Source organism: Acrocarpospora macrocephala (assembly GCF_009687865.1).
Classification (GTDB): Bacteria; Actinomycetota; Actinomycetes; order Streptosporangiales; family Streptosporangiaceae; genus Acrocarpospora; species Acrocarpospora macrocephala.
The window spans coordinates 26,185-36,198 of record NZ_BLAE01000042.1 but is presented as its reverse complement, the minus strand read 5'-3'; the positions used below and the strand labels follow the sequence as shown (position 1 = coordinate 36,198).

11 protein-coding genes and 2 pseudogenes are annotated in these 10,014 nt (G+C 68.4%); 5 read left to right on the top strand and 8 right to left on the bottom strand.

Translation table 11 applies throughout. The features are described from left to right. Positions 1-366 (bottom strand): annotated as a pseudogene (locus Amac_RS55440) (lyase); the annotation flags it as partial. An 834-nt stretch (positions 367-1,200) separates the two neighbouring features. On the opposite strand from Amac_RS55440, the gene Amac_RS33075 reads away from it, so the two are divergent. Next, entirely contained in the window at positions 1,201-1,341 is a 141-nt protein-coding gene (locus tag Amac_RS33075) for a hypothetical protein (protein ID WP_155358353.1), read from the top strand. 50 nt (positions 1,342-1,391) lie between these two features. Here the strand turns inward: Amac_RS33075 and Amac_RS33070 are convergent, their stop codons facing one another. Together Amac_RS33070 and Amac_RS33065 are read right to left on the bottom strand one after the other, a co-directional pair. Further along, entirely contained in the window at positions 1,392-1,658 is a 267-nt protein-coding gene (locus Amac_RS33070) for a hypothetical protein (RefSeq protein WP_155358352.1), read from the bottom strand. Further along, positions 1,658-2,083, bottom strand: a complete 426-nt coding sequence (locus tag Amac_RS33065) for a MarR family winged helix-turn-helix transcriptional regulator (RefSeq protein WP_218041436.1) — start codon at positions 2,081-2,083, stop codon at positions 1,658-1,660. Before Amac_RS33065 ends, Amac_RS33070 begins: the two co-directional genes overlap by 1 nt. Before the next feature lie 60 nt (positions 2,084-2,143). On the opposite strand from Amac_RS33065, the gene Amac_RS33060 reads away from it, so the two are divergent. Beyond that, complete coding sequence (locus Amac_RS33060; protein WP_155358351.1) at positions 2,144-2,779, top strand: maleylpyruvate isomerase family mycothiol-dependent enzyme; 636 nt, start codon at positions 2,144-2,146, stop codon at positions 2,777-2,779. 12 nt (positions 2,780-2,791) lie between these two features. On the opposite strand, the gene Amac_RS33055 is transcribed toward Amac_RS33060, so the two are convergent. Continuing rightward, complete coding sequence (locus Amac_RS33055; protein ID WP_155358350.1) at positions 2,792-3,607, bottom strand: ion transporter; 816 nt, start codon at positions 3,605-3,607, stop codon at positions 2,792-2,794. A gap of 96 nt (positions 3,608-3,703) precedes the next feature. Then, entirely contained in the window at positions 3,704-5,101 is a 1,398-nt protein-coding gene (locus Amac_RS33050) for a hypothetical protein (protein ID WP_155358349.1), read from the bottom strand. 175 nt (positions 5,102-5,276) lie between these two features. Here Amac_RS33050 and Amac_RS33045 point away from each other — a divergent pair, with 175 nt between their 5' ends. Continuing rightward, the gene (locus Amac_RS33045; RefSeq protein ID WP_155358348.1) at positions 5,277-6,401 is read left to right on the top strand and encodes a glycerophosphodiester phosphodiesterase; all 1,125 of its coding nucleotides are present in this window, start codon (positions 5,277-5,279) and stop codon (positions 6,399-6,401) included. Between the two features lie 68 nt (positions 6,402-6,469). On the opposite strand, the pseudogene Amac_RS33040 reads toward Amac_RS33045, so the two are convergent. Continuing rightward, positions 6,470-7,183 (bottom strand): annotated as a pseudogene (locus Amac_RS33040) (alpha/beta fold hydrolase); the annotation flags it as partial. A gap of 116 nt (positions 7,184-7,299) precedes the next feature. Here Amac_RS33040 and Amac_RS54625 point away from each other — a divergent pair. Next, positions 7,300-7,896, top strand: coding sequence for a hypothetical protein (locus Amac_RS54625; RefSeq protein WP_176611960.1), 597 nt, complete (start codon positions 7,300-7,302; stop codon positions 7,894-7,896). Here Amac_RS54625 and Amac_RS33030 read toward each other — a convergent pair. Beyond that, positions 7,889-8,857, bottom strand: a complete 969-nt coding sequence (locus Amac_RS33030; protein WP_155358347.1) for a helix-turn-helix transcriptional regulator — start codon at positions 8,855-8,857, stop codon at positions 7,889-7,891. The genes Amac_RS54625 and Amac_RS33030 overlap by 8 nt on opposite strands. A gap of 90 nt (positions 8,858-8,947) precedes the next feature. Between Amac_RS33030 and Amac_RS33025 the strand changes: the two genes are divergently transcribed. After that, the gene (locus tag Amac_RS33025; RefSeq protein ID WP_155358346.1) at positions 8,948-9,370 is read left to right on the top strand and encodes a VOC family protein; all 423 of its coding nucleotides are present in this window, start codon (positions 8,948-8,950) and stop codon (positions 9,368-9,370) included. Here Amac_RS33025 and Amac_RS33020 read toward each other — a convergent pair. Next, complete coding sequence (locus Amac_RS33020; RefSeq protein ID WP_218041435.1) at positions 9,342-10,001, bottom strand: NUDIX hydrolase; 660 nt, start codon at positions 9,999-10,001, stop codon at positions 9,342-9,344. The two genes, Amac_RS33025 and Amac_RS33020, sit on opposite strands and share 29 nt — an antisense overlap. Positions 10,002-10,014: the final 13 nt, after the last annotated feature.

Here is a 10,014-nt window from a genome sequence, read left to right as displayed (position 1 = left end):
CCCCAACCCCGGATCCCCGGTCACCCCCGTCCCCGGCAGCACAAACGCCCGCGCCATCCCCAGCAACCGCTCCGGCGTCCCCACAAACGACGGAAACGGCAAATCCCCCCAAACGCCCAAATCCGACAACACCATCGCATCCCGAAACCGCCCCGCCTCCACCCCCAACTGCCCCAACCTCGTTCGATACGGCTCCACCCCGGCATCGACCCAAGCCCCGGCGGTCACATCCCGCCACCGCCGCCGCAACAACACAAACGACCTATCCGGCGTATGCGCGGGCTCGGCCGGAACCACCGCCCCCAGCACCCCCGCGGCGGCAACAACCCCACCCTGCAAGAACAACCGCCTGGAATACCCCTTCACGCCAGAATTATCGCCCTCGCCCCGCTGTACTTTGCGGCGAAACCGATCGGGCGGGATCGACGTCTTAACGGTGTGAAGCGCTCCCTGGCGGCCGGGTTCACGTTGACGGCGGTCGCATTGTGTTCCGTGGCGGCGTCGGTGTCCGAATCGCCGACCACGCGGTCGGCGTGCCCGCAGGAGTACGGCGGGGGTGGGGCCGGGGGCTGGGTTCCGGCGGCGGCGGATATCGACGGAGTCGATGATGTGCTGGTGCCGGGTCAGCCGGTCTCCGCGACGATCTGCGCTTACCCGGGGACAAATACGAGGATGGGCCGGGAACGGCTGGCCGGATCCCGGGTCGTGACGAACGACGTGCTGGCTATGGCCCGGGACTTGTCATATCTCCCCACGACAGGGGATAGCTGGGACTGCACGCAAATGGGCGGCAGAATGATCAACTATCTCATCCGGTTTGACTATCCCGGTGGCGAGGCCCTATGGGTGGGCAGCGCTGAGGAAGTCAATTCCTGCGTGGCGACGACCAATGGCACCGTGAGTTCGCGATCGTACGTCGGAAAGGCCATCACCGCCGCGCATCGTACGGGGAATTGGAAGATTGAACCGCCGGAGCATCCTTGCCTGGGGGAAGGCGGGCGTCGAGGCCAAGATCAGTCGATGGTTCCCGAAGCGCCGGTCTCGGTGCTGATATGCAGGAACGCCCCGCGCCACAAAAGACACGCTCGCGCGCAGTATGGCCCGCAGGAGGCGCGCTCACTGGCGGCGGCCTTGAATTCCCTGGACCACTGGTCAACCGGTGGCTCCTGTCACGGAGGCTCAGGCGACTCGTTCCGCCTCATGTTCGGCTACTCGGAAGGCCCGCGCGCGAGCGTCTACATCACGGAACGATGCGACCCGCCGGCCTCCAGCCCCGAACTCCAGGCCAACCTCGACGACTCCGTCCGTGACCTGCTGGTCCGGCTCGCGCCGACGAACTAGGAGCACAGGCGCCGAGAGTGGCAGCGGCATTCTCATCCTCGCGATGGGGATCAGTCTGGGCTGATGATGCGGAAGTCGGGGATTTCCGCGCCGGACACGACGGTTGCGTTCTCGGGAATCGTGACCCTGCAGAAGAAAATGCCGGTCAGACAGCTCCCGCACCAGAATTGGGGAACACCCTTCTCCAGGTCCCCGGTGCTTTGGACGAACGCCAGGCGTAGTTCCCGGGCGCCGCAGTCGGGGCATTCCGCGATGTTCGTGGACGGTGGATCCTCGTACGACCGGTCATATTCGGCGAGCCAGTCCGCGTACGCCATCAGAATTCGGTCCGGATGCGGTTCAGGGTGGTTCGCAGGGCTTCGAAGCCGTCGTCGCCGAGGAGGGTGGCGAGGCGGTGTTCGACGGCGTCGATGGCGGAGTAGCCGATCAGGAGGGCCTTGTCGCCGAGCTCGGTGAAGACGATGAGTTTGGCGCGGCGGTCGGCGGGGTCGGGGATGCGGCGCAGGCAGCCCATCTCCTCGAGTTGGTCGACGAGTTCGCCCATCGCCTGCGGGGTCATCTGCGCCTTCTCGGCGAGCCTGCTCAGCCGGATGCCCTCGTGCTCCATGTGGAAGAACACCGCCGAGTGGGCGGGGCGGAGGCGGTCGTCGAACCTCTTGCCGGCGTCGAAGACGAAGTCGGAGAGGCGGAGGTAGGCCTCGTACAGCTGGGCGACGACGTGCGGCGGGTGGGTCTCGGCCAAAGGGCTTCTCCAATTGCTAAGGAAGCATTATATTCAGGTTACCTTACTAAGGAGCGAGTGATGGACCAGCGGGAGATCTGGGCGGCCATCGAGGCCGAGCGGCACAGCCTAGCCGACATGCTCGACGCGCTACCGAAAGGTGGCGACTGGGATCGGCCGTCCTTGTGCGAGGGATGGCGGATCCGGGATGTGGCCGCGCACCTCGCGGTCGCCACCCAGGTCGGCAACGCGGCGGCACTGATCGAATTCATCAGGGCGCGCGGCAGTTTCAACAGGATGATCCGCGATTCCGCCATCCGGTACGCCGAGCGGCCGATCGCCGGAATCATCGAGGAGATCCGCGAGTCGGCGTACTCGCGCCGCCTGGCGCCCACCACGAAACCGCTCGACCCGCTCTTCGACGCCCTGGTGCACGGCCAGGACATCGCCGTGCCCCTGGGCATCGAACGCCCCATGCCGCTGGAGCCGGCACGCGCCGCCGCAACCCACATCTGGGAGCGGGGTTTCCCCTTCTACCCGCAGCGCAAGTTCCGGGGGCTACGACTGGTCGCCACCGACGTCGACTGGACGGTCGGCGAGGGAGTAGTGGTGGAGGGCCCCATTCAGGCCCTGCTGTTGCTGATTAGCGGCCGTCCCGCCGCGCTGCCGAGCCTGACCGGGATGGGTACGGCCATGCTCGGCTCGCGGTTGGGCTGAGCACGGCTCCGCCTAGTCCGCGTGCGAGCGGCCGTTGACGCGGACCTGGGCGGTATGGGAGAGAAGCTGGTCGAGTTTGGCGTTCATGGCCGCCAGGTCCTCTTTGAGGGCTTCGATGTCCTGCTGGGCCCGGGTTTCCGCGGGGGAGGGCTCGGCGTCGTTCATGGCGTTGACCACGACGGCGATGAACAGGTTCAGGGCCACGAACGTGGAGATCAGGATGTAGGCGATGAAGAAGATCCACGCCCATGGCTTCTGCTCCATCACCTCCTGGGCCACGTTCCCCCAGTCGTCACCGGTCATGATCTGGAACAGGGTGAACAGGGAGCTGGGGAGCGCGTCGAATCGTTCGGGGACGATGTCGCCGAACAGCTTGGTGGCGATCACCGCCGCGATGTAGATCATGAGGACGAGCAGGCCGATGATGGAGGCCATGCCCGGCACCGCGGTCAGCAGCGCGCCGACGACCCGACGCATGCTCGGCACGGCCGAGACCAGGCGAAGGGCCCGCAGGATGCGCAGCGCCCGCAGCACCGAGGCGGGGCCTGACGCGGGAATCAGCGCGAGACCCACGATGATCGCGTCGAACCAGTTCCAGGGATCGGACCAGAAGGCCCGCCCGTACGCGTAGAGGCGGGCGCCCAGTTCGGCGATGAAGACGCCCAGCGCGATCCGGTCGATGGCGTGCAGCACGCCCCCGGCCCGATCCATCAGATAGGTGCTGGTCTCGCACCCGATGGTGATCGCGTTGATCACGATGACGGCGATGATGGCCCGCTGCGCGAGCCGGTGTTCCAGAACCTGACGAACCCGCTGCCTAGTCGGCACGCAACCGCTCCCCGGGGGTGAAGGGACACCAATCTCTTGATCATCTTACGCGTTGTCCATCCGGCAGTGTGGACCATGACGATGACCAGCGTCATCTCACTTTAAGTGGATGTTTCCGTACTCAAAGTGAAACACCGTGAGAATGCCCACGACGGCCGTGGCACACCCCAGGACGACCGAACAGCCCACCGCCATGGAGTAGTGGTCAAGATGGCCCGCGCTCCACAGGTAGACGGGCGTCATGGCCGCGAAGTAGGTGATGGCCGTGGTGGCCGCGCCGATCGCCCAGACACGGAACGGGATTCTGCCCTGCATGCCGGTTACGATCATGCTGCCTATTCCGCCGGGCACCATGCCCAGGCCCAGGAGCAGCAGGAACACGTGGGAAAGTGGGTCCGTCCGCGATACCGATAACAGGCAGATCCCCACCCACGTCAGCAACGAGGCCGCGCCGAACTCGAGCCGCCGCGCCCCGCAGGCGAGCGTCACCAGCCCCGCCGCCAGGGCCGCCACCAGCGCCACCGTCGAAACGGAGTCGTCATATTTTCCCGTTGCGGACAGGGACACCGCCGCTGCGGCGTCGAAGCCGTGCATTGTCCAGCCCAGCCGGCGCCAGGTGCCGGAGACGTCCCGCACGGCGATCCCGTCCGCGCCGTTGGCGACGACCACGACGTGCCCGTCCGGACGCTGCTGAACCGCGATAGCCAGGGACTCCGCGGCCTCCGCGTCTCCGGGGAGATCGGGCGGGTGGGCGCGCGCCAGCCGGTCCTGGTCGCCGGGGGAGATCTCCCACGAGGCCACCCACCGGCCGTTCGTGGACTCCTCGACCTTGAGCCTGCCGGGCACGATCCGGTAGCAGCGGTCCGCGACGCAGGCCGACGTCTGGGGGTTGAGCGTCAGCGGTGTGGACTGGCCGTACCACGTTCTCCCGCCGTCGCCGGAGACGTAGCCCGCCTTGGGATACGCGTCGGACGAGCTGTAGCCGCGGATCGCGACCACGATCTTGTCGCCCATCACCTCGACCGCATAGGCGCTGTACGGCCGGTAGTGCTCCGACTGGCCGGTCGCCGACACGGCCAGCACGGTGACGGGAATCACGACCACCGCCCTGGCCAGCCGCTCCGCCCCCGGGTCGGGGTGGTTCCAGATCCACCAGGCGGCGTACAGGGCGGGCAGGGCGAAAAGGTCGGTCGGATCGGCCAGGACCAGGGAGGGACCCCACACGAGAGTCCACGCCTGGGATGCGAGGTACGCGCCCGTGGCGGTGGTCTTGACCAGCGTGAACGCCGCACCGGTAACCAGAATGGACAACCACGGGCGGCGGATGAGCAGGTTGACCAGCGCCGGAGCGGCGATCAACCCCACGAAGTCGCTGAGCTTCCCGGTCACCACGCCGGGCCACAGGCCCTTGAAAAGGTGATCGTTGAGCAGCAGGACCACTACGGCGGCGACGGTCAGCGGGTGACCGATCCAGGCCAGGGCCGATTTCCTCATACCTGGACCGATGCGGCCGGGTTACGCGGAGTTCGCGCCGATCCGCATTCGTGATCAACCCGCCGCCGGGCGTACATCTGACCGCGCGTGCCCACTGATCGTTAACTGCCTCGACATTCCCGGGACAGGTGGCCTCGCTAGCGTGCCCGCGAGTTCTCTAGCAAAGGGATGTGTCATGGTGAAAAGCAGGTTGCTGGCCGGTGCGCTGGCTGTTCTCGCGGGAGGGGCGCTGGTGTCGGTTCTGGTGCCCGGCAACGCCACCGCGGACCGTTTCGGAGCCGAGCGGCACGGTGACGACAAGCCGCTCATCATCGGGCATCGCGGCGCTCCCGCCTTCCGGCCCGAGCACACGCTGCTGTCGTACGAGGCGGCCGCGAAGATGGGGGCCGACTACATCGAACCCGATCTGGTCTCCACGAAGGACCACATCCTGGTGGCCCGGCACGAGAACGAGATTTCCGGCACCACGGACGTGGAGAACCATCCCGAGTTCGCGGCCCGCCGAGTCACCAAGACGATCGACGGCCTGCAGATCACCGGCTGGTTCACCGAGGACTTCACCCTGGCCGAGCTGCGCACCCTCAGGGCCGAGGAGCGCATCCCCGACCTGCGGCCGGACAACACCGCCTACAACGGGCTGGCGCAGATCCCGACCTTCGACGAGGTCATCCAGCTGGCCAAGCGGTACGGCGTGGGCGTCTACCCCGAGACCAAGCACCCGACGTACTTCGACTCGATCGGCCTGTCCCTGGAGGAGCCGCTGCTGGAGGTGCTCAACCAGCACGGCTGGCGCGACAAGCGCTCGCCGGTGTTCATCCAGTCCTTCGAGACCACCAACCTGAAGGAGCTGCGCGCCAAGACGCGGCTGCCCATCGTGCAGCTCATCAACGGCTCGGGCGCGCCGTACGACCTGGTGGCCGCCGGCGACCCGCGCACCTACGACAACCTGATCACCCCCGACGGCCTGCGCGACATCGCCAAGTACGCCGACGGCATCGGTCCCGCGACGACCAGGATCATCCCCGTCGACGCCACCGGCAAGCTGGGCCAGCCGACCAGCCTCGTCCGCGACGCGCACCGCAAGGGCCTGAAGGTCCACCCGTTCACGATCCGCGACGAGAACTCGCAGCTCCCGCTGGACTACCGGCTCGGCAACCCGGCCAGCCCGGCGTTCCCGCGCGCGACCGGCGACGTGATGGGCTGGGTCGAGCGCCTCTTCGAGCTGGGCGTCGACGGCGTCTTCGCCGACGACCCGGGCCTCGCCCGCGCCACCCGCGACCGCCTCTTCGACCGGTCCTGAACGACGGCCGCCAGGAAGAAACGGGCGAGCACGGGCGCCAGGACCGCCGGGTCAGGCACGTGCCCTGGCACGTCGACGGTCCCGCGTTCGGCGCCTGGGACACACGCGGCCACCGCGTCGGCGGCCTCGACGAAGAACGGGGGCGCGTGCGCGCCGGTGGTCACCAGCACCGGGCGCGTGATGGTGGCCAGCCGCGCGGCCGGCGGGGGGCCGTCGCCCAGGCAGGCGGCGTCGTAGCCGAGGGTGTGGGCCAGCTCCAGCAGGCCGGGCCACAGCGGCGAGGCCGCGGCCCCCGCGATGTCCTGCTCGGAGGAACCGGCCAGGCGCATGAACATCCGGAGCGCCTCATCGCGCCGGCCCTCGGCGAGCACGGCGGTCAGCCGCGCCACGTACTCCCGCCAGGCGGGGACCCCGTCCCCGACGATGTACGGAACCTCGTACAGCACGATCGCGCCGATCGGCAGCCCGGCCGCCGCGGCCTCCAGGGCGAGCGCGCCCCCGGACGACGCGCCGAACAGGTGCGCGGGACCACCGGCCGCCGCGATCAACGCGGCAAGGTCCTCGATCTCACGCTCCGGCGCGTACGGCAGGGTGTCGCCGCTGCTACCACGGCCACGGCGGCTGTAGTTGACGACGGTGAACCGCCCGGCCAGCGCGGCGGCGAGCGGAGCGTTCTCCGCCCCGTCGTCCAGCCCGCCGCCCACCAGGATCACGACCGGCCCGCCGCCCACCGTGTCGTACGCGATCGAGGTCCCGTCCCGCGAAACCACTCGTCCCGTCATGTTTCCACCCTAGGGGGATGACGATCTTCTAGCGAGGGTCTGGGAATGAGTAGGAGGGTACTCATGTGCCGTACGAGCGGGAGATCGATCCTCTAGGGGACTCCTAGGAGGACGAAATGGCACGGAAGAGAAGTTTGGGTGTGCTGGCGGCTGCGGGCATCCTCATCCTCGGCGGCGGGGCCGCGTATGCGGCGGTTCCCGGGGCCGAGGAGTTCCACGGCTGCGTCGGCAAGCTGACCGGAAGCCTGCGGGTGATCGACCCCGCCAAGAACCAGCGCTGCCTCGCCTTAGAGACCCCGATCACCTGGAACCAGACCGGCCCGGCAGGTGTCCCGGGCGCGACAGGACCCGCGGGTCCCGCTGGGCCGGCCGGCCCGCCGGGTGACCAGGGTCCGGCCGGTCCCGCCGGGATGGCGGGCGTGCCCATCGTCCGGAAGGGCGAGACCGTGCGGATCCCCCCGAGCGACGTGGGCAACACCGGAGACGTGGTCGCCCGCTGCGAACCCGGCGAGGTCGCGACCGGTGGCGGTTTCAACGGAGTCGTCGCCACGGAATGGGTCTTCAACATGTCGTCACCCGCCATCGCCCACGAAGGCGGCCAGCGCGTCGCGTCCGACGGGGAACAGGCCGACGCGTGGTGGATCACCGCGAGACCGCTGGGAGACACCTCGTCCGAGATGCACGCCTACGTCATCTGCGTGAAGGTCAACTGAGTTCGGACGACCCCCGCTCCGGAGGGTAGCGGCGCGCGAGTTCGGCGCCGATACGCGCCAGTTCAGCCTGGACGGAGCGGGGTTCGAGCACCTCGATCAGCGCGCCCCAGCCCGCCAGGTGGCGGGCGATGTCCAGCGGCGTCGGCGCGCCAAGGCGGACCTGGGCACGGCCGTGGTCGAGCTCGCCGGTGGGGTGGCAGTGGCGGCCGAACTGGTTTCGCAGGACCTGGACGAACCTGGGCTCGATGAGCACGGTCGCCCAGGTGCGCGAACGGCGTTGCTCGACTTCGCCGACGACCTGCTGCCATGCGGTGGCGAGGGTGAAGTCGTCCGGGCGTTCGGCGGCCTCGTCGGTGAGTTCGGCCTCGATGACGCGGTCGACTCGGAAGGTCCGCTGACCCCGTTCCGTTCCGGCGAGCAGGTACCAGATGTCGTCCTTGTCGATCAGCCCCCAGGGGTCGATCAGCCGTTCGGTCTGCTGGCGGGCGTTGTTGGTATAGGTCAGGCGTACTTTCCGGCGGCGGATCACCGCGGTCTGGAGCAGATCGACCATCTCGGGACGGCGGCGATCACGCTCGCTCCAGCGGGTGGGGTCGATCATCGTGGCGCTGGCGGCTGCTTCCGCGTCGGCCCTAAAGGTTTGCGGCAGCGCCCGGACGAGCTTGCGCAGCGCCGCCTTGGCCTCGGACGAGACGGCCGCGGCCGGTCCGACGAGAAGGAACAGCGCCTGCGCCTCGGCCGCCGACAAACCGGTCAAGTCGGTACGGGCACCGCCGACGAGCGACCAGCCACCACCGCGCCCAGGCTGCGGATACACCGGGATGCCCGCCGCCGACAGCGCCTCCAGATCCCGGCGCGCGGTGGCAACGGACACCTCAAGCTCGTCGGCCAATTCGGCGGCGGTAACCCGGCCACGGGCCTGCATGAGCAGGAGGACGGTGACAAGGCGGTCGGCACGCATGACTTCACTTTCCCAAACAAAGTGCTCAATTGGTGAGCACTTTGGGCCGGAGGATGAGTGTTGTCACCAACCGAAGAAAGGACCGCACCGATGTTGCGAGGACTCACCACCGTCACCTTCTACGCCGACGACCTCACGGACGCCCACGCCTGGTACGCCGAGGTGCTCGGCATCGAACCGTACTTCGTCCGGCCGATCGAGGGCCCGCCCGCGTACATCGAGTTCCGCATCGGCGACTACCAGCACGAACTCGGCATCGTCGACAGCCGGTTCGCCCCGCACAGCCGGTCCGGCGAAGCCGGGGGCGCGGTGATCTACTGGCACGTGGACGACGTCCAGGCCGCCTTCGACCGGCTGCTGTCCCTGGGCGCGACGGCGCACGAGAAGACGATCGAACGCGGTCCCGGATTCGTCACCGCATCCGTGGTCGATCCATTCGGGAACATCCTCGGCGTGATGCACAACCAGCACTACCTGGAGATCCTCAGTCGGGGATGGCGCCCCAGGGGATGATCACGGGCTGGGCTGGGATGTCGCCCTTCAGGAGGCGTTCCAGCAGGTCGGCCAGCTGGAGAGGGGCGACGCGGTCTGGGGTGGCGCGCAGGTCGGCGAGGCTCCACCAGCGGAAGGAGTCGAACATCGTGCTCTCGAACTCCTCCATCCCGGACAGGTCCACGTCGAATTCGGGCACCCGCAGGAAGAAGAAGGAGTCCTCGGCGTGGTACAGGGTGCCGTCGTTGGCCTCCCAGTGGCCCGACGTGAAGGCCACGACCGGGCCCATCGCCTCGGGAGCGACGCGATAACCGGTCTCCTCGCGTAACTCCCGGACGGCGGCCTCGGCCAGCTCCTCACCCGGATGGGCGCCGCCACCAGGCGTGAACCACGCGTAATCCGGATTCTTCGTCGGTCCCAACGCGCGGAACAGCAGAATCCGATCGTTTCCATCCACGATCAGGATGCGGGCGGTTGGACGAGGGATCGCGTCAGGCACGAGGGCGAGGATATCGGGCCGCCCGCATGCCGGCACCCGGCGGATCGGGGGCTCTTCCCGCCGGGCGAACTCGGCCGCCGCTTCCCCGGTCCGGCGGGATTCGACTCCTGACAGCACATCGGTGTTCTCCCGGCGTTCTTCTCGGCGCGGCAAGATCGGGCGGCTG

Coding starts and splice junctions, on each gene's coding strand:
- Amac_RS33075 (WP_155358353.1), top strand. CDS start 1,201: ATGTTCGGCTACTCGGAAGGCCCGCGCGCGAGCGTCTACATCACGGAA.
- Amac_RS33070 (WP_155358352.1), bottom strand. CDS start 1,658: ATGGCGTACGCGGACTGGCTCGCCGAATATGACCGGTCGTACGAGGAT.
- Amac_RS33060 (WP_155358351.1), top strand. CDS start 2,144: ATGGACCAGCGGGAGATCTGGGCGGCCATCGAGGCCGAGCGGCACAGC.
- Amac_RS33050 (WP_155358349.1), bottom strand. CDS start 5,101: ATGAGGAAATCGGCCCTGGCCTGGATCGGTCACCCGCTGACCGTCGCC.
- Amac_RS33045 (WP_155358348.1), top strand. CDS start 5,277: ATGGTGAAAAGCAGGTTGCTGGCCGGTGCGCTGGCTGTTCTCGCGGGA.
- Amac_RS54625 (WP_176611960.1), top strand. CDS start 7,300: ATGGCACGGAAGAGAAGTTTGGGTGTGCTGGCGGCTGCGGGCATCCTC.
- Amac_RS33030 (WP_155358347.1), bottom strand. CDS start 8,857: ATGCGTGCCGACCGCCTTGTCACCGTCCTCCTGCTCATGCAGGCCCGT.
- Amac_RS33025 (WP_155358346.1), top strand. CDS start 8,948: ATGTTGCGAGGACTCACCACCGTCACCTTCTACGCCGACGACCTCACG.